The organism is Rathayibacter sp. AY1H2, assembly GCF_002931985.1.
Lineage (GTDB): Bacteria > Actinomycetota > Actinomycetes > Actinomycetales > Microbacteriaceae > Rathayibacter.
In genome coordinates this window covers 64,866-83,126 of sequence record NZ_PSUV01000003.1, presented here as the reverse complement: position 1 = coordinate 83,126, position 18,261 = coordinate 64,866, and the positions used below count along the sequence as shown (strand labels likewise).

The following is an 18,261-nucleotide window of genomic DNA, read 5'->3' as shown; positions in this document are numbered from 1 at the left end:
GCTCCCGGCGCGCGTCAGCCGAGCGCGGCGAGGAGGATCGCGAAGGCGGGCGTCGTCGGATCGACGAGCGCCATGTGGTCGGCGTCGGCGAGCTCGTGCAGCTGCACGGCGGGGTGCCGGTCGGCGTACCGGCGGCTGTAGACGACAGGGACGTCCTCGTCGAGTACGCCGTGGATCAGCGTGATCGGCTGCGGCGGCGCGGGCAGCTGCGCGGGGTCGGCGCCCGGGAGCAGCGCGAGGTCGCCGCCGAGGAGCTCCCCCACGGCGTCGTCGCTGAGGCGGTCGGCGGAGGCGGCGGCCAGGTCGAGCACGCCCGCCAGTGCCACCACAGCGGCGACGTGCGGCGACGGACAGGCGGCCTGCGACCAGACGGCGAGGTGGCCGCCGGCGGAGTGGCCGACGAGGGTGACCGGTCCGGCGCCGGGCAGCAGTGCCGGGAGCGCCGCGAGCACGGCCAGGACGTCGTCGCCGGTGCCCGGCCAGCCGCCTCCCGGGTCGCCCGTGCGCCGGTACTCGGGGAGGAGCACGTCGTGCCCGCGGTCGGCCAGTGCCGCCGCGAGCGGCCGGGCGTGCCGCCGGTCCCACCGCGCCCGCCAGAACCCGCCGTGCACGAGCACGACCGGCCGGCGCGCCTCGCCGGGCGCCCCGCGGAAGACGTCCGCGATCTGCTCCGGAGCCTCCCCGTACCGGCGCACCTCGTCCGGCTCGCGCCCCTCCGACTGCTGCATCCCCCCAGTACCTCCCCCGAGACGCCACATCGGTGCGCCCGGCACGGCGTGTCGCGTACCGGAGCGGCATCTCGCGGAAAGGGAGGGGAGGGCGCGGGAGCTCGCGTCAGGACTCGAACCAGCCCCGGGGGTGGTGGTCGGCCGTGAGGGGCGTGCGCGGCCGGGTCGGGCGGGCCCAGCGGACGGCGTTCGCCAGCACGCGCCGGATGTCCGGGTGGTGGTAGACGGGGTAGTCCTGGTCGCCGGGCGAGAAGTAGAAGACCTTCCCGAGGCCGCGGGTGTAGATCACGCCGGAGCGGAACACCTCGCCGCCGGTGAAGGTCGACAGGAACACCGTCTCCTCCGGCACCGGGATGTCGAAGTACTCGCCGTACATCTCCTGCTCGGGGATGATCAGCGGGCTGGGCACGCCCTCGGCGATCGGATGGGTGGGCGCGATCGTCCAGACCAGCTCGCGGTCGCGGTCGTTGCGCCACTTCAGCGAGCAGGTCGTGCCCATGAGCGCTTTGAAGATCGACGAGTAGTGGCCCGAGTGCAGGACCAGGATCCCCATCCCCTCCTGCACGTGCCGCAGGACGCGCTGGACGACCTCGTCCGACACCTCCTCGTGCGCGATGTGCCCCCACCACAGCAGCACGTCCGTCGTCGCGAGCGCCTCCTCGGTGAGCCCGTGCTCGGGCTCGGGGAGCGTCGCGGTGCGCACCGAGACGGCGTCGCCGAGCGACTCCGCGAGTCCGTCCGCGATGACGCGGTGGATGCCGTCCGGGTAATGGCGCAGCACGGTCTCGTCGCCGCGGGTCTCGTGCCGGAACTCGTTCCAGACGAGGACCTCGATCGGGGCGCTCATGCGACCGCCACCTCCTGCTTCTCGGCGGCGGAGCGGTAGATCGCGTCGACCACCCGGCTGCGGTGCAGCGCGTACTCGCCGTAGTGGCCGGAGTAGCGGGGGCCGCCCGCGGGCGCGTCGGCTCCCGAGGCGATCGCCTCCAGGAACTCGGCGATGACCGAGCGGTGGTGCCCGGCGGGGACCTTCACGTCGGGGTGCGAGACGGTCGGCGCTCCGGCGACCTCGGAGTAGAGCGTCAGAGTCCCCTTCGTGGCGTAGTCGGCGATGTGGAGGCGCGCGCCCCCGGCCGAGCCGAGCAGCTCGACCTCGATGTCCTCGTCGACCTTCGAGTAGCTGGCCCAGGAGGCGTCGAGCTGGAGCGAGCGGCCGTTGTCGAGGCGCAGCAGGGCGCTCGAGAAGTCCTCCACCTCGAACGCGTGCGTGCCGGTGGCGGCGACGCCGTGCGGGCGCCCTCCGCGGCCGGAGCGGCCGATCTCGCCGTACGCGACCGCCGAGACGCTGGTCACGCGCGGCTCGTCGAGCAGGTGCAGCGCGATGTCGAGCACGTGGGAGCCGAGGTCGATGAGCGGGCCGCCGCCGGCGAGCTCCTTGCTGGTGAACCAGGAGCCGATGCCGGGGATGCCGGTGCGCCGCTGCCAGCTCGCGCGGGCGTGGTAGACGTCGCCCAGCGGCGCGTCGTCGAGGTAGTCGCGGAGGAAGGCGACGTCGGCGCGGCGGCGGTGGTTGTACGCGATCTCGAGCACCCGGTCGTTCGTGCGGGCGGCCTCGACCATCTCGGCCGCCAGCTCGGCGGTGGTGGCGAGCGGCTTCTCGCAGAAGACGTGCTTGCCGCTCTCGAGCGCGGCCACGGCGATCGGGTGGTGCAGGTGGTTCGGGACGCCGATGGAGACGACGTCGAGGTCGTCGCGGGCGACGAGGTCCTCCCAGTCGGCGTAGAGGTCGGGGACGCCGCGGGTCGCGCCGAGTTCGTGCAGGCGCGCCTCCTCCTGGCCGGCGAGCGCGACGACGCGGGCGCCGGGCAGGGACTGGAAGGCATCGAGGTGGGTGGTGCCGGCGAAGCCGAGGCCGACGACCCCCACGCGCAGCTCAGTGGTGTTCTCTGTCATGCGCCGAGCCTACTCGAATCGATTCGAGCACTCCTCGGGCGGCGTGGCTTCCTGGAGCGCCGGGCAGGCCGAGCGTCAGGCCGCGAGACGCGCCTCGAGCGCGGCGAGCGACGCGCGCAGGGCCGGCGCCTCGAGGGCGTCGCCGTCGGCGGCGGCGTGCGCGGCGGCGAACGCCTGGACCTGGCGGTGCAGCTCGACGCGGGTCCCGCCGCGGGCGACGACCGCGAGCCGCTCGGCGAGGCGCACGCCGGCGCGGACGACGAGCGGCTGCTCCATCGCGTACGAGCGCAGGGCGAGGAACACGTCGGCCAGAAGCTCGCCCGCTCGAGGCCACGGGACGACCAGGCGGACGACTCCGTCGGCGTCGGAGTAGCGGCCGCGCGCCTCCGGCCGGCCGCAGAGGTCGACGAGCGCGCTGGTCAGGGCCTCGACGGCGCCGACCGCGGTGTACGGGTCGTTGGTGCCGGTCGCGAGCCCGCGGACTCCGATCTCGACCACCTGCTGGACGGCGTAGCGGAGGTCCTGGTGCGGGGTGCGCGCGTCGGCGACGACGACCGCGGCGACCGCCTCCTCCTGGGCGACGGACCCCTCCCGGACCTCGAGCACCGGGTCGCCGACGAGGACGTGGTCGCCGGGCAGCGCGAGCACCCGGAGCCGCGCGTCGCCGCGGCGGGCCAGGGCGACCAGCCGCTCGACCTCGAGCTGCTCGACGTAGCCGCCCCGCACCGCCCGCAGGACGACCGGCTCGCGCCCCGCCGGCGGCAGGGCCTCCTCCGCGAGCAGGGCCTCCTCCGCGTCCACCGGCTCCTCACCGTCCTCCGGATGCAGTCGCTCGATCACGTCGACGAGCTCGCCGAGCACCCGCTGCTGCAGCGTCGTCACCTGCACCGACAGCGCGATGTGGTGGATGAAGTAGACGAGCACCGCGACGTCGCCCACCGCGAGCAGCACCGAGAACGAGACGGCCACCACCGGCACGAACGTCAGCGACGCGTCCTCCTCGGTGTGCACCGCGCGTAGCACGATCAGCGAGTACAGGAACGTGGACGTGAGCACCGCCAGGACGACCTGGTTGCCGCGGTCGGCCATGAAGTTGCGGACCAGCCGGGGCCCGTAGGCGGAGGACGTGGTCGCCAGCACCGAGATCGTGATCGAGAACGAGGTCGCGGCGACGCCCAGCATCGTCCCGCCGATCGCCGAGAGGATCGCCCGGCCGCCGGTCGGCGACAGGTCCTCGATCAGGGGGATGTCGCTGACGCCGGCGCGGACCAGCAGATGGTCGACCTCGACCAGCCCCAGCGCCAGCCCGACGGCGAGGACGCCGAACAGCGCCGGGAGGAACCAGAAGGATTCGCGGAGATGGAGGAGCCGGGAGCGCATCCTCGAAGGCTAGAGCGGCGCCTCCTCGCGGGCCGCGCCGCCGCGGAGGCTTGCGCGCCGGGCCGGGACGTGCCGCGGTGTCTGCCGCCAAGGCGACGTCGCGTCAGGGCCGTCCGCACTGCGGGGGCGTCGTCGCGACGGACGCCGGACGCACCGGAGGCGCCGACCCCCGGGGATCGGCGCCTCCGCAGGGCGTCAGGTGACGTTGATGAGCGTGCGCTGCCAGCCGGAGGATCCGTCGGGCGCGACCGGCGCGCGGTCCTCGATCTGGACCATGCCGTTCTTGTCGACCGCGCGGACCGCGACGTAGTGCGAGCCGGGCTGGGCGTCCCAGTCGACGAACCACTGCACCCAGGTGTCGAGGTTGACCGGGGTCGAGAGCGTCGCCTCCTGCCAGTCGCCGTTGTCGATGCTCACCTCGACCTTCTCGATGCCGATGCTCTGCGCCCAGGCGACGCCCGCGATCTTGAGAGCGCCCGAGGTGACGGGGACGCCGATCCGCGGGGTGTCGATCCGCGAGGACATCTTGATGGGGGCCTCGGCGGAGTAGCCGCGCGGGGTCCAGTAGGCCTGGTCGGCCTCGAAGGTGGTGACCTTGAGCTCGGTGAGCCACTTGGTGGCCGAGACGTAGCCGTAGAGGCCGGGCACGATCATCCGCACTGGGAAGCCGTGCTCGAACGGGAGGGGCTCGCCGTTCATGCCGACGGCGAGGATCGCGTCGAGGTTCTCGTCCGTGACCGCGGTGATCGGGGTGGACGCCGTGTAGCCGTCGCTGCTGGTGGAGAGGAGCATGTCGGCTCCGCTCTGCACGCCGGCCATCTTCAGCACGTCGCGCAGGGGGACGCCGAGCCACTTGGCGTTGCCGACGAGGTTGCCGCCGACCTGGTTCGAGACGCAGGTGAGGGTGATGCCGTACTCGTCGAGGCCCATGTCGAAGATCTGCTGGAGGTTCAGCGTCACCTCGCGGTCGACCATGCCGGTGATCTTCAGCGACCAGGCCGACGGGTCCAGGTTGGGCACGGTGAGGGCGGTGTCGACTCGGTAGAAGTCGGCGTTCGGCGTGTAGAGCGGGGTGATGCCCTCGATGTCGAGCTCGGCGCCCGCCGGGACCGAGACGGTGCTGCCCGGGGACGGCAGGCGCAGGGCGTCGCGGACGCCGGCGAGGGAGGAGGTGGCCGCGTTGACCAGGCGGGCTCCGGTGCCGACGACGGCCGCGCCGACGGCGGAGATCAGCGCGATGCGGAAGAATCCGCGGCGCTCGAGGGCGCCCGGACGGGCCTCGGAGGATGTTCCCCTGGCCTCCGAGGCCCGGGCCGCGCGCCAGCCGCGCAGGCGTGTGAAGAGGAGGTGCATGACGACGACGGCGACGACGAGTCCGACCAGCGTGGGCACAGCGGCGAGCGGCGACGCTCCGGTGCGGGTCACGATGGCGGCGATCGAGAGGCCGCCGGCGATCACGAGCAGCACCTGGCCGAGCGGCGGGCGGACCAGCTGGAGCACTCCGGCGATCGCGGCGGCGACGACGACCGCGGCGCCCACGCTGCCGAGCAGGAAGGTCTTGTCGTTCTCGCCGAACGTCTCGATCGCGAACTCCTTGAGCGGGCGCGGGACGATGTCGACGATGAAGGCGCCGAGCGCGAGCACGGGGCTCGCGGTGCGGGCGACCGCGAGGGCGATGAGCTCGGCGACGGCGAGGAGGACTCCGCCCGTGACGATGCCCGCGAGGGCGGCGAGCAGGAAGTAGAGAGCTCGATGCTCGCGCACGGGTGCCGCTGTCTGGTTCATGGAGGAGAGTTTTCTCCCGCGACCTGCTGTTTCCCAGGGTGTCCCTGGTTTGGTCGTGTAGGCGCCTTTTTCATAACGAACAGGTAACGCACAGCGGCGGCATCTCGACGGGATCACCTCTCGCTCGACCCGCCGCCGGGCCTCACCGCGCGCGACGCCCCCGCCGGAGGACCGCCGCGTTCGCGGTGACGATGAGGGCGATGCCGATCCATCCGGCCGCGCCGACGTCCTGCCCGAGCACGACCGCGCCGATGAGGGCGGCCAGGACGGGGTTGGCGCTCATGAGCGTCCCGAACACGCTCGCCGGGAGCCTCCGGAGCGCGATCACGTCGGCCACGAACGGGACGGCCGTCGCCAGGACGCCGGCGCCGACCGCCAGGAGCACGGTGCCCGCGTCGGGGCGCGTCGTGACGAGCGTCCAGACGGCGACGGGCAGGAAGACGGCGGCGGAGATCCCGGTCGCCGTGGCGGTCCCCTGCGCTCCGGGCAGCCGGAGTCCGATGATCCGGTTGAGCAGGATGTACGCGGCCCAGCAGCACGCGGCCGCGAGACCGAGCGCGATCCCCAGCTGGTCGGACGAGGGCCTCGGCCCGGCGATCGCGAGGACGCCCGCTCCGGCGACGAGGGCGCAGAGCGCGCTGGTCCTGCTCCGGGAGCCGAGGAGCGCGACCGCCAGCGGCCCGCAGAACTCCAGGGTCACCGCCAGCCCCAGCCCGATGCGGTCGATGGCCGCGTAGAGCGTGAGGTTCATCGCTCCGAACACCACGGCGAGGAGCAGGACGGGCCACCACTGCGCGCGGGTCAGGTCGCGGATCCGCGGCCGCACGACCGGGAGGAGGATCAGCGCGGCGACGATCTGCCGGACGGCGACCACTCCGACGGATCCCAGGACCGGGAAGGCCAGAGTCCCGGAGGCCGCCCCGAGCTGATTCGAGAGGGCGCTCGCGAGGGCGGTCGCGACGCCGACGGTCCGTCCGTCGCCGGGGAGCTGCTTCGTCATGCCGGAAGTCTGCGAGCCGTCCGGCCCCGGCTCACAATGCATAACCGGTCCGATCGATGCGGGAACCGCATGAATAGGATGCGGTCATGGATCTGGAACTGCGCCACCTCCGGTCGTTCGTCGGCGTCGTCGACGCCGGGACCTTCACCGACGCGGGGATCGACCTCGGCATCTCCCAGACGGCGGTCTCCCGCAACGTCGCGGCGCTCGAGTCCGTCCTCGGACGAAGGCTCCTCCACCGGACGACCCGCAGCGTCGAGCTCGCGCCGGCGGGCGAGCGGGTGCTGCGGCACGCCCGCCGCGTCCTGGCCGTCGTCGACGATCTGCGCGAGGAGGCGGCGGCCGGAACGGACACGATCCGGATCGGCTACGCCTGGTCGGCTCTCGGCGAGCACACCCAGGAGTTCCAGCGCCGCTGGGCCGCGGCGCTCCCCCGCCACGAGCTGCGGCTGATCCGCTCCAACACCCCCACCGCGGGGCTCGCGGAGGGCCTCAGCGACCTCGCGATCCTCCGGCGCGGATCTCCGGCTGCGGACGTCGAGTCGGCTCTGATCGGCACCGAGAAGCGCTACTGCGCCCTGTCCGTCGACGACCCGCTCGCCGCGAAGCGCACGGTCACGCTCGCCCAGGTGGCGACCGCTCCGCTCGCGCTCGACGACCGGACCGGGAGCACCCGGCTCGACCTCTGGCCCGAGCACGACCGGCCGCGGATCACCGTCCCGACGACCGACGTCGATGACTGGCTCACGGTGATCAGCAGCGGCTCCGCCCGCGGAGTGACCGCGGAATCGACGGTGAGCCAGTACCGACGGCAGGGCCTCGCCTACCGGGTCGTCCGCGACGCCCCGCCGGTCCCCGTGCACGCCGCGTGGATCCGGAGCGACCCGCCGCCCCTCCTGGGCGACGTCATCGGGCTGCTCCAGGGCCTCTACCGCACCTCCGACTGACGACGACGGCCGCCGGGGGCGATCCCCGGCGGCCGTCGTCGTCACGTCACTTGCAGGTGAGAGCGGAGTACGCGGCCTGCTTCGTGGTGGTCACCGATGCTCCGTCCACGGTCGCCGTCGCGGTCACCGTCGCCGAGCCCGCGGCCACCGAGGCGGCGCGGGTGGTGAAGGCGTGCGAGGCGCTCGACCCGGGAGCGATCCCGGTGAACGCCTTCGAGCCCCAGGCGGAGCCGAGGGTGATCCCCGCCGGGACCTTCGCATCGTTCCGAGCGGTGACCGTCACCACGACCTTGCCCGCCACGCAGCGGCTGGTGGCCGCCACGGTCGTCGGTACCGTCGCCGCGGAGGCGCGGACGATGGAGAGGCGGTAGGTCGCTGTCGTCGTGTGGTCCTGCGCCGACGACTCGACGACCACGCTCGTCGTGCCCGACGCCGCGAGCGGCACCGTGCGGCGGAGGGTGTCGTCGATCAGCACGCCGTCGACCTTCACCAGACCGCTGGGCACGGCCGGGTCCAGGTCGAGCGAGACGCTCGTCGTGCCGGCCGGCACCGTGAGCGTGTGGTCCCTGACCCCGGCGGCGAGAGCCGGCGAGAGCGTCCCGACGTCGGAGGAGAGCTTCGTCAGCTCCGGGTCCGCAGCGTAGGTGGTCGACTCGGTCGTGTAGACCCCGAAGACACCGCCGACGTAGCTGGATCCGGTGCCCTGGAAGCGCACCGTGACGACGGGGATCTTCTGCCCCTTCGCGTCGAGCACGTACTTCCCGCTCTGGTCGCGCTTGTAGCTGTCCTTCGCGGCGAGACCGCTGAGGATCGACGCCGGGATCCGGTCGTACTGGACGTACCAGCTCGTCGCTCCGGCCGCTCCCGAGACCACCTCGGTCTTGAGCTTCACGTCGTTGAGGTAGACGTCGAAGGTGCGTCCCGCGTCGCCGCCGTAGTAGCGGACCCCGAGGTAGTTCGCCGGCAGAGCCGGGTCGACGATCATGTCGTACTGGAAGTACGCCTCCGCCGAGCGCTCGCCGTCGCGGTACCCCTCGCCGCGCCAGGTCCCCACCGAGGACCGCGCGGTCTTGTAGTTCTTGTCGGCCTCGCTGTTGTTGTTGTCGAAGGAGGTGAGGGAGTCGATCGTCGTCTCGTCGACGCGCAGCTGCTCCTTCTGCGTCCGGATCAGCGCCTGGGCCGCGGCCGAGTCGGGCTCGATCAGGGTCATGTAGGTCGCGTAGCGGGCGTTGTAGAGGCTGTAGTACGGAGTGAACACCCGGGCGGCGGACGCGGCGTCGACGTTCTTCATGCCGAAGCGCATCGTCGTGCGGCCGTTGCCGTCCGCGCCGTCGGGCAGGCGGACCAGGTTGCCGCGGACCGCGGACTTCCAGGCCGCGGAGTCCGCGACGACGACGTTCGAGTTCACGGACTTGTCGGCCGTGCCCATGCGCACCAGGACGCCGGCGACGTAGGACGCCTCGACGTTCGAGCGGTTGAGCTCGGTCGCCAGCAGCACCGGTCCGTAGCGGAACGCGGTCCAGTCGGGGTTCTCCGTGTCCGCGACCGCGCTGACCGCGGCGGGCAGCTTCCAGGTCAGCACGTCACCGGCGGCGACGGCGACCGAGACGTATCCGGCCTGGGCCGTGACGGCACGGACGGCACCGTTCACGGTGAGCGTCGGCGCTCCGTCGATCCAGGACGGCACGCGCAGCTTGAGGGTCGTGTCCGCGGCCACGGCTCCTCCGGCCAGCGCTTCGACCCTCAGGGTCGCCGTGTCCGTGCTCGGGATGTCCGCCGTCTGGGTCAGCCGGAGGTTGTTCGCGGAGGAGCGGAGGACCGAGGAGCGGAACTGGTTCACGAAGACGGTCTTCGGCTTCTCGAAGTAGATCGAGTCGCCGAGCTTGGTGAAGCTCTCGATACCCGAGCCGTGGTCGCACCAGAACTCGTCGAGCTCGTGCCCGAAGACCTTGGCGTAGCCCGCGGTCTGCGGCTGGAAGTAGGTCACCATGCCGGTGTCCGGGTTCTGCACCGAGAGGACGCCGTTGATGAACGTCTCCTCGTAGAAGTCGGCGTACTTCACGTCCTCGGTCACCTGGAACAGCGCCCGGGTGAGCTTGAGCATGTTGTAGATGTTGCAGCCCTCGGAGGTCGAGTTCTCGCCGTAGCCGGTGGTCTGGCCGTTCGTGGCGTACTCGTACAGGGTGCCGGGTGCGTGGAAGTGCTCGGACTGGCTGTTGCCGCCGTTGGCGTAGGTGTGGGTCTCGTCGACCATGCGCCAGAAGTTCTCGGCGGCACGGCGGTACATGTCGAGATCCGACTTCTCCGCGGCGGTGAGCGTGGCGTAGAGCGCCGGGTCGTCGGTGAAGACGCGGTAGCGCTTCAGCGCGCCGATCAGCTTCGGGACGGTCGTGTTCGCGTGCAGCCCGTTGAGGACGTCCTCGTTGTTCGCGAGCTTCTGGAACAGCGCGGTCTCGTCGAAGTACTCGGCCGCGCGCTTGTGCGCCGGGTCGTGCGTGGTCTCGTACAGGCGGTAGAGCGCCTCGTTCATTCCGCCGTACTCCGTGTTCAGGAGCTGCCCGGGGTTGGCCTGGCGGCCCGCCCAGGCGGTGATCCAGCTGCCGAAGCCGCCGGCGACGACGAGCGCCTTCTGCGAGACGGCGTCGGGCGCCTGGTCGTGGGCGTCGAGGAGGCCTGCGAGCACCTTGTGCAGGTTGTAGAAGGGGACGAGCAGGCCGTCGCCGCCCGAGGGGAGGTAGCGGGTCGGGAACGGCGAGACGTAGCCGGCGTTCGCGGGGTCCTTCAGCGCGTAGGCGTCCTGGACCTTCTTCAGACCGTCGACGGAAGCGGTGAGCTTCGCGAGCAGAGCCGCCTTGGTGGCCGCGTCCTCCTCGGTCGCGTAGGCCTGCGAGAGCGCCGAGAGGTAGTGGCCGAAGAAGTGGCCCTGGAACCGGGTGCCGTTCTCGCGCTCCCAACCCCCGTATCCGCCGCTGGTGGTCGGCGTGAGCCCGGCCTCGCGGTAGAAGGAGTAGAGGAACATCTCGGGGTCGAGGCTCAGCAGGTACTCGACGGTCTGCTGCTCCCCGTTCTCGAGGTAGGGGTCCTGCACGGAGACGTCGGACAGGCCGGCCTCCAGAAGGTAGTTCGACGTCTTCACTCCCCGGGGCTGCACCTGGAGAGTGTAGGTCTTCGTGACCGCGGTGCTGCCCCCGTAGGTGGCGGAGCCGGTGAGGACGACCTGCGTCGCGGAGCCGGTGGGCGGCGTGACCGCGGCCGTGCCTCCGCTGATCGCGACGGTCGCCGGGTCGGAGGAGGTCCAGCTGAGGGCGGACCCCTTCGCGCCGACGGTGGGCAGGGTGAAGCCGGTGCTGGTGCTCGCGGGCGGGGCGACCAGCTCGAGGTCGGCCCGGGCGATGCTCGCGGGGTCGAAGGAGGGGTTGCCGGCCTTCGTCAGGGCGACGACGTCGGTGGTGGTCGCGACGCCGTTGTAGAGCGCGTAGTCGTCGAGCAGGCCGCGCAGGTGCGCGCCGTTGTACTGGGGGCCGTTGAAGCCGAGGGTCTTCGTCGAGGTGCTCTCGGAGCCGAGGACGCCTGATGCGGAGGAGGACGGCGCGGTCTTGACGACGGCGGTCTGCTTCACCCCGTTGCGGTAGAAGGCGACGGCCTTGGTGCTCTTGTCGTACGTGGCGACCACGTGCGTCCACTCCCCCGCGGGGAAGAAGCCGGAGCGGGCGGTCTCGACGGCGACCTTGTACGGCTGACCGCCGGACGGGCCGATCGAGAGGGCGAGCGGAGTGCCGTCGCCCTCGGAGGTGAGGTACCAGCCGTCGGAGTTGTAGGCGGTCTTGTTCCAGGTGAAGACCTGCTCACCGGTCATCGCGCTGGTCGGCTTGTACCAGAACGAGACGGTGAGGTCGGCGGGCTGCAGCGCCGCCGCAGTGCCGAGCGAGATCGCGTTCGATCCGGTGAACTCGAACGCCCGGCCGTTCAGGCCGGTGCCGTAGGAGGCGGTGCCCTTCTGCATCCCGAGGGCGGTACCACGACCGCTGGTGTCGGCGAGCGACCCGTCGAACGGGAGCTCGAGCACCTTCGCGGCGTCGAGCGAGGTGGTGGGGGCGGCCTGGGCCGTGGGGCCGACCGACAGGAGACCCGCCGTCAGCGCCATCACCGCCACGGTGGCCAGGGGGAGTCGTCGTCTCATTCGTGAGGCCTCTCGTCGTTGAGAAATCCGGCCCAGGGGGGCGGGCCGCCTCGAATGTTACCGTTAACAATAGTTTTCGGTGAGGTTTCGGTGAGAGGACTGACAGGGTCCTCGAGCGCTCAGCGGCGCCGGTCCAGAGCCGCCCGGAGGTACGGAGCGGTGCGGCTGCCCGCGGCCTCGGCGACCTCCTCCGGAGTGCCCGTCGCGACCACCGAGCCGCCGGCCCGGCCCGCCCCCGGGCCGAGGTCCACGACCCAGTCCGCGTCGGCGACGACGCGCATGTCGTGCTCGACGACGATCACCGTGTTGCCCGCGTCGACGAGGTGCTGCAGGTGCTCGAGCAGGCGGTCGGCGTCGGCGGGGTGCAGGCCCGACGTCGGCTCGTCGAGCAGGTAGAGCGTGTCCCCGCGCTGGGCGCGACGCAGCTCCGAGGCGAGCTTCACCCGCTGCGCCTCTCCCCCGGACAGCTCGGGCGCCGGCTGGCCGAGCGAGACGTAGCCGAGCCCCACGTCCACCAGAGCGTCGAGGTGGCGGGCGACCTCGCGGTCCTCGGCGAAGGCCTCGCGCGCGTCGGCGACGCTCAGCGCGAGGACGTCGGCGATCGTCCGGCCGCCGAGGGTGACCTCGAGGGTCTCGTCGTTGTACCGGGTGCCGCCGCACGCCGTGCAGGGCGCCTCGACGGTCGGGAGGAACAGCAGCTCCACCTCCACGGAGCCCTCGCCCTTGCAGACGGGGCAGCGCCCGCTGGGCAGGTTGAAGGAGAAGCGGCTCGCCGAGAAGCGGCGGCGCTTCGCCTCCGGGGTGGCCGCGAAGAGCGTCCGCACCCGGTCGAACAGACCCGTGTAGGTCGCGACGTTCGAGCGCGAGGTCCGGCCGATCGGGGTCTGGGTCACCTGCGCCACCCGGCGCAGGCGGTCCGCGGGCCCGGAGGCGGTGCCGCGGGTCGCCGCCGCGGCCGCGTCGAGCAGCGGGTCCGCCTCCCCGCCCTCCTCGGCCGGCGCGTCCTCGGCGACGTCGGCGCGGAGCGAGGCGCGCAGCAGATCGGGCAGCGCCTGGTTCACGAGCGTCGACTTGCCCGATCCGGAGACGCCGGTGACCGCGGTGAGCACCCCGACCGGGAACGCGACGGAGAGGTCGCCGAGGGTGTGCCGCGAGACTCCGGCGAGCTCGATCCACTGCTCCGCGGTGCGGCGGGAGCGCAGCGGCGCCGGGTCGCCCTCGGGGAAGAGGTAGCGGCGGGTGACGGAGTCGCGGGCGCCCGGCAGGCCGTCGAGCGGGCCGGAGTAGACGACGGTGCCGCCCCCCGACCCCGCGCCCGGGCCGATGTCGACGATCCAGTCGGCCTCGCGGATGACGTCGAGGGAGTGCTCGACGAAGAAGACGGTGTTGCCGGTCGCCCGCAGGGTCCGCAGGATGCCGAGCAGCGCCTCCGTGTCGGCGGGGTGCAGGCCCGTGGACGGCTCGTCGAGCACGAAGACGACGCCGAAGAGGCGCGAGAGCACCTGCGTCGCGAGGCGCATCCGCTGGAGCTCCCCCGAGGAGAGCGTCGGCGTGGAGCGGTCGAGCGAGAGGTGGCCGAGGCCCAGGTCGACGATCGGCGCGAGGCGGGCGACGAGGTCCTCGACCAGCCGCTGCGCGGCCAGGCGGGTCTGCGGAGCGCCGTCGGCCGGGGTCCAGCCGGGCTCCAGCACGCGCCGCGCGACGACGACCAGCTCCTCGAGCGGGAGCGCTGACAGCTCGGTGATGTCGAGCCCCTCGAAGGTGACGGCGAGCGCGTCGGGCTTCAGCCTCCGGCCGCCGCACACCGGGCAGGCGACGCTGACGACGAACGAGGCCGCGCGCTCGCGCATCCGGGCGCTCTTCGAGCCGGCGAAGGTGTCGAGCACGTAGCGGCGCACCCCGAGGAACGTGCTCATGTAGCGCGGCTCGTCACCGGCCGCCACGGCCGCGCGCACCTCCGCGGGAGAGCGGTCGGTCCACACGGGAACCTGCGGGGAGTCAGGAGTGTGCAGGATCCAGTCGCGGTCCTCCGCGGGCAGGTCGCGCCACGGAGCGTCGATGTCGTGTCCGAGCGAGATCAGGCTGTCGCGCAGTTGCTTGCCGTGCCAGGCGGTCGGCCAGGCGGCGAGCGCCCCGTCGCGGATCGAGAGGGAGTCGTCCGGCACCATCAGCTCGTCGGGGACGTCGTAGACCCGGCCGATGCCGTGGCAGCTGGGGCACGCGCCCTGCACGGTGTTGGCCGAGAAGTCCTCTGCGAGCAGCATCGGCGCGCCCTCGGGGTAGGCGCCGATGCGCGAGAACACCATCCGCACCACGCTCGAGAGCGTCGTCGCACTGCCGACCGTGGAGCGGGCCGAGCCTCCGGAGCGCCGCTGCGGGAGGGCGACGGCCGGCGGCAGGCCCTCGATCGAGTCGACGTCCGGCACGCCGACCTGGTCGATCAGCCGCCGCGCGTAGGGGGCGACCGACTCGAAGTAGCGGCGCTGCGCCTCCGCGTAGAGCGTGCCGAAGGCGAGCGAGCTCTTGCCCGATCCGGAGACCCCCGTGAAGGCGACGAGGGCGTCGCGCGGCACGTCGACGTCGATGCTCCGGAGGTTGTTCTCGCGGGCGCCGCGCACGCGGACGTGGTCGAGGGGGTCGGTGGTTCCAGGCGCGCTCATCCGTACAGCCTGCCGTGCCGGGATGTGGGGCGGCCGCCGCGGAGCTCCGAGGCGCTCGACGCCGAGACGGCCCGCTCCCGGCCGAGGCACCGCGGTGGGGCGGTGTCTCGGCGGGGGCGGGCCGTCTCGGCGTCAGCGGCGCGCGTGCGTCAGCAGGTGCGCGCCGGGTAGGCCGCGGTCAGGGCGCCCGCGGTGAGCGAGGCGGCCGGGACCGAGGCCTGACGGGTGGTGAAGGCGGCCGAGGCGCTGGCGCCGGGGGCGGCGGTCAGCGTCTGCGAGGCGCCGAACGGCGAGCGGATGACGACCGAGAGGGGCGTCGCGCCCGTGTTCTTCACCACTCCGGTGAGGACGACCTTGCCCGCGACGCAGCGGGTGGACGCGGTGAGCGTCGAGGTCGGTGCCGTCACCACCACGGTCGCGGTGACCGTGACGGCCGTGGAGCTCGAGAGCCGACGGTCGGCGGCGTTGTAGGCCGTCGATCCGTTCGCGCCCACCCACTGGTTGTCGTTCGCACCGATCGTGCGGACGACTCCGGTGACGGAGTAGCGGCCGGGCGCCGTCGCCACCGCGGAGGTGTTCCAGGTGACCGGCTGCGAGGCGGTGCCCCGGTTGTAGGCGAGCACGACGTCGGCGCGGGCGGGCAGAGCCGCCGCGGCGTCGGTGCCGGAGGCGACCGTCACCTCGCCGAGGTCCGAGCGGACCGCGGAGGCGGCGTCGGCCGAGCGGACCTCGGCGTACTGCCCCGCGGTCAGCGAGACGATGCCGCCGTGCTTGGTCGACGAGGCGAGCGAGAAGCCCGGGTCGGTGAGCTGGGTCCAGCCCGTGTCGAGGTCGTTCGTCACCATCGGCTTGTAGCCGGTCGCGGGGATCACGTCGACGTACAGGTACCAGGTGTCCTCGCCGTGGTCCTTGAACACCGCGGGGCCCTCGACCCCACCGGGGTTGCCGCCGGACCACACCGCGCCGATGCGCGACTGGATCTGCGTCCACGAGGTCGTCGGCAGCCACCAGGTCGCCGAGGTGGTCGACTCCATGTAGATGCCCTTGCCGGTGCCGTTGTCCTTCGAGATCCGGTAGGTCGTGCCGGAGTCCTGGATCAGCGTGGTGTCGATCGTGTCGGCCCCGGTGTCGATGAAGGTGCCGCCGTAGGAGTAGGTGGCCTGCGTGAAGTCCGTGGTCGCTCCCCAGAGCACGCGGGAGGATCCGGTGCCCGGCGTGTGCGCCGCGGTCGGGTAGACCGTCGAGGACCAGTAGACGACGAACGCGCCCTTGCCGGGTCCCGCGTAGTCCGGCACCCACGTGGCCTCGGGAGCCCACATCATGCCGGCCTCGAGCTTCTTCGTCCCCGCGGCGTCGAGCGCCACGTCGAACTGGCGGACGTCGCTCCACGACACGAGGTCGCTCGACTCCCAGACGTTCATCTTCGTGCTGCCCTTGGTGGTCCAGTAGCACCAGGTGTCGCAGGTGCTGGGGCCCCGGTCGCCGCCGAAGACGCGGAGGTCCGTGGCGATGATGTAGTACTTCTTCGTGTCGGGGTTGTAGGTCAGGTACGGGTCGCGGACACCGGTGGTGCCGAGGTCGGAGGCCAGGATCGGCTTCGCGCCGTTGAGCGGGTCCCACTTCTCCGGGTCGTCGCCGCGGGAGACGTCGAGGTAGATCTTCTCGGCGTAGCCCTGGGAGTCCTCGACGAAGTGGACCATCATGTAGCCGTAGGGGGTGTCGACGCCGACCTGCGGCTCGACCGTCACGGCGATCGAGCGGGTCTGCACGATTCCGCGGATCGACGCCGTCGCGGTGAGCGTCGAGGCGCGCGCGGCCTGGCCCACGGCGGGGCGGTCGGCGCTGAGGGTGCGGCCGTCGGCCGAGACGCGCAGGGTCGGGTCGCTGGAGGACCAGGTCACCGCTCCCCCGTAGTCGGGCAGGTTCGTGGTCGAGTCGTCGACGGTGAGCGGGGCGACCCCGGCCAGCACGGCGGCGGCGATCGGGGAGAACGTGGAGGCGTGAGGCTTCGCGTCGACGCTCGACACGGCCACCACCTCCGCCCCGGTGAGCGCGCGGTCGTAGACGCGGAACGCCGAGACCTCGCCCGTGTAGAACGGGTCGGGGTACGGTGCGCGGCCGATCGTGTTCAGCGACTGGTCCGCCACCGACGAGGGGCGCAGAGCGGTGGGCGCCGAGGCGACCTGGACGCCGTCGACGAAGAACGAGATCGTGCCGGCGCTGCCGTCGATCACCGAGGTGAGGCTGTACCAGCGGTCGGCGGTCAGGGCGGAGGCGCTGCGGGCGTTGTTCTCGCCGTTCCCTCCGCTGGTCGTGATCGCGGTGCGCACCCGGTCGCGGACGGACGCGAACCAGTACTGGTTCGTGCTGTCGCTGCCGATGTTCCACAGGAAGTGGAAGTTCGAGAGCATCGACGCGTCGGCGCGGGTCTCGATCGTGACGGTGGCCGACGAGCGACCGGTCAGCAGGTTCGCGGGCAGCTGCACCCAGGGGGCGGTGGTGCTGCTCTTGGGGCCGCCGGTGAGGCGGAGCGACGTGCCGGTCCAGAGCGCGTCGGTCGCGTTGCGGACGGTGGCGGCTCCCACGCCTCCGCTCACGGTGTTCGGGACCGTGCTGCCGGTGGTCTGCGTGAACCGGTAGTCGGCGAGGAGGCCCTGCTGCGGGATCACGGCATCGGCCGCCTGCGCGGCCGGAGCCGGGGCGACGAGGCCCGAGAGCAGCACTGCTCCGAGGCCGAGCGCGGCGAGCGCTGCGCGCAGCGGCGCTCGCCGCGCGGGTGTGGTGGTGGGGGGCATGGTGCTCCTTCGGTGGAGTGGTGCGGTTCGGGGAGGGGGAGAGGATCTCGGGGTGCCGAGCCCTGCTCGGTCGAGCAGCGCCGTCAGGGGCGTGTCGGAACCTGTGTGCGAAGCACGAGGGGCTCGATACGCCGCTGGGCGGCTGCTCGACAGGCAGAGAGGGGCAGCCGCTCGACCGGCACGAGGGATCAGCCGCCGGGGTTCATGTCGGTGTACCCGGTGGTCGGGGCGGTGGTGCCGAGTGCCGCGAGGGTGGGCGCCCTCCGCATCACGACGGGGTTGCCCGGGCTGTCGCGACCATGGAGCAGTCGCCGTCGTGGAACTCGATCGCGGGGTCGGCGGTGTCCGGCGCGATCGGGTCGGTGGAGGTCGGCTCGCCGAGGGCGACGGCCGGGGAGGCGGCGGTGTAGGGCAGCGGAGCCACCGCGGCGAGGAGGATCAGCAGCCCGGCCGTGTGGTGGCGCCGGAGCCCCGCGGATCGGGGGAGCTCGGCGTCGACGGGCGTCGATGCGGTCGTCATCGTGACTCCATCGTCAAGGGGCGGCGTGGGGCCCGGAGGCGCACCGTGAGCGGCGCGCCCCCGGGGGCTGGGGGGCTGCGGAGAGGCGCCGGAGGGCGCCAAGGGGAGAGGCCCGGTGGACCTCGGAGAAGAACTCGCCGTGACTCGCAGGATCCGGCGCGACCTCCACCTCGAGGCCTCCGACGCCGCCAGCTGCACGGTTTGTTCACGGTAACAGGGCGTCTGCGCAAACTCAACGGCCCCCGTGAGCGGGGGTGGCATCACTTCACGGCGCCTGCGGTCCGCGCGGTCGCTCTCGTCACGGAGGAAGGAT

Annotated in this window: 11 protein-coding genes; 1 reads left to right on the top strand and 10 read right to left on the bottom strand. The window is 72.5% G+C overall.

What is annotated here, in order from left to right; genetic code table 11:
* Window positions 1-14 precede the first annotated feature (14 nt).
* The 6 genes from C5C29_RS03980 to C5C29_RS03955 all read right to left on the bottom strand — a co-directional run bounded on the left by C5C29_RS03980 (window position 15) and on the right by C5C29_RS03955 (window position 6,846).
* A complete protein-coding gene (locus C5C29_RS03980) occupies window positions 15-728 on the bottom strand; it encodes an alpha/beta hydrolase (protein ID WP_104222438.1) in 714 nt (237 codons plus the stop codon).
* A 106-nt stretch (window positions 729-834) separates the two neighbouring features.
* Window positions 835-1,575: a ThuA domain-containing protein gene (locus C5C29_RS03975; RefSeq protein WP_104222437.1), complete on the bottom strand. Its 741-nt coding sequence runs from the start codon at window positions 1,573-1,575 to the stop codon at window positions 835-837.
* On the bottom strand, window positions 1,572-2,681 hold the full coding sequence (locus C5C29_RS03970) for a Gfo/Idh/MocA family protein (protein ID WP_104222436.1): 1,110 nt from the start codon (window positions 2,679-2,681) through the stop codon (window positions 1,572-1,574). The genes C5C29_RS03975 and C5C29_RS03970 overlap by 4 nt, the downstream gene beginning before the upstream one ends.
* Before the next feature lie 75 nt (window positions 2,682-2,756).
* Entirely contained in the window at window positions 2,757-4,061 is a 1,305-nt protein-coding gene (locus C5C29_RS03965; protein ID WP_104222435.1) for a DUF2254 domain-containing protein, read from the bottom strand.
* A 195-nt stretch (window positions 4,062-4,256) separates the two neighbouring features.
* Complete coding sequence (locus tag C5C29_RS03960; RefSeq protein ID WP_104222434.1) at window positions 4,257-5,846, bottom strand: molybdopterin-dependent oxidoreductase; 1,590 nt, start codon at window positions 5,844-5,846, stop codon at window positions 4,257-4,259.
* Between the two features lie 142 nt (window positions 5,847-5,988).
* Complete coding sequence (locus C5C29_RS03955) at window positions 5,989-6,846, bottom strand: DMT family transporter (RefSeq protein WP_104222433.1); 858 nt, start codon at window positions 6,844-6,846, stop codon at window positions 5,989-5,991.
* Window positions 6,847-6,932: 86 nt separating this feature from the next.
* Here C5C29_RS03955 and C5C29_RS03950 point away from each other — a divergent pair, with 86 nt between their 5' ends.
* On the top strand, window positions 6,933-7,793 hold the full coding sequence (locus tag C5C29_RS03950) for a LysR family transcriptional regulator (RefSeq protein ID WP_104222432.1): 861 nt from the start codon (window positions 6,933-6,935) through the stop codon (window positions 7,791-7,793).
* A gap of 46 nt (window positions 7,794-7,839) precedes the next feature.
* On the opposite strand, the gene C5C29_RS03945 is transcribed toward C5C29_RS03950, so the two are convergent.
* The 4 genes from C5C29_RS03945 to C5C29_RS03930 all read right to left on the bottom strand — a co-directional run bounded on the left by C5C29_RS03945 (window position 7,840) and on the right by C5C29_RS03930 (window position 17,948).
* Window positions 7,840-11,973: a beta-L-arabinofuranosidase domain-containing protein gene (locus tag C5C29_RS03945; protein WP_104292559.1), complete on the bottom strand. Its 4,134-nt coding sequence runs from the start codon at window positions 11,971-11,973 to the stop codon at window positions 7,840-7,842.
* A gap of 119 nt (window positions 11,974-12,092) precedes the next feature.
* Window positions 12,093-14,633: an excinuclease ABC subunit UvrA gene (locus tag C5C29_RS03940; protein WP_104307978.1), complete on the bottom strand. Its 2,541-nt coding sequence runs from the start codon at window positions 14,631-14,633 to the stop codon at window positions 12,093-12,095.
* Between the two features lie 149 nt (window positions 14,634-14,782).
* On the bottom strand, window positions 14,783-17,428 hold the full coding sequence (locus C5C29_RS03935; RefSeq protein ID WP_104307977.1) for a LamG-like jellyroll fold domain-containing protein: 2,646 nt from the start codon (window positions 17,426-17,428) through the stop codon (window positions 14,783-14,785).
* A 268-nt stretch (window positions 17,429-17,696) separates the two neighbouring features.
* Window positions 17,697-17,948: a hypothetical protein gene (locus C5C29_RS03930; protein WP_104263513.1), complete on the bottom strand. Its 252-nt coding sequence runs from the start codon at window positions 17,946-17,948 to the stop codon at window positions 17,697-17,699.
* Window positions 17,949-18,261: the final 313 nt, after the last annotated feature.

Bases quoted from the DNA above. Each gene is read 5' to 3' on its own strand.
- C5C29_RS03950 (WP_104222432.1), top strand. From the start codon at position 6,933: ATGGATCTGGAACTGCGCCACCTCCGGTCGTTCGTCGGCGTCGTCGAC.
- C5C29_RS03940 (WP_104307978.1), bottom strand. From the start codon at position 14,633: ATGAGCGCGCCTGGAACCACCGACCCCCTCGACCACGTCCGCGTGCGC.
- C5C29_RS03945 (WP_104292559.1), bottom strand. From the start codon at position 11,973: ATGAGACGACGACTCCCCCTGGCCACCGTGGCGGTGATGGCGCTGACG.
- C5C29_RS03970 (WP_104222436.1), bottom strand. From the start codon at position 2,681: ATGACAGAGAACACCACTGAGCTGCGCGTGGGGGTCGTCGGCCTCGGC.
- C5C29_RS03975 (WP_104222437.1), bottom strand. From the start codon at position 1,575: ATGAGCGCCCCGATCGAGGTCCTCGTCTGGAACGAGTTCCGGCACGAG.
- C5C29_RS03935 (WP_104307977.1), bottom strand. From the start codon at position 17,428: ATGCCCCCCACCACCACACCCGCGCGGCGAGCGCCGCTGCGCGCAGCG.
- C5C29_RS03965 (WP_104222435.1), bottom strand. From the start codon at position 4,061: ATGCGCTCCCGGCTCCTCCATCTCCGCGAATCCTTCTGGTTCCTCCCG.
- C5C29_RS03930 (WP_104263513.1), bottom strand. From the start codon at position 17,948: ATGACGACCGCATCGACGCCCGTCGACGCCGAGCTCCCCCGATCCGCG.
- C5C29_RS03955 (WP_104222433.1), bottom strand. From the start codon at position 6,846: ATGACGAAGCAGCTCCCCGGCGACGGACGGACCGTCGGCGTCGCGACC.
- C5C29_RS03980 (WP_104222438.1), bottom strand. From the start codon at position 728: ATGCAGCAGTCGGAGGGGCGCGAGCCGGACGAGGTGCGCCGGTACGGG.
- C5C29_RS03960 (WP_104222434.1), bottom strand. From the start codon at position 5,846: ATGAACCAGACAGCGGCACCCGTGCGCGAGCATCGAGCTCTCTACTTC.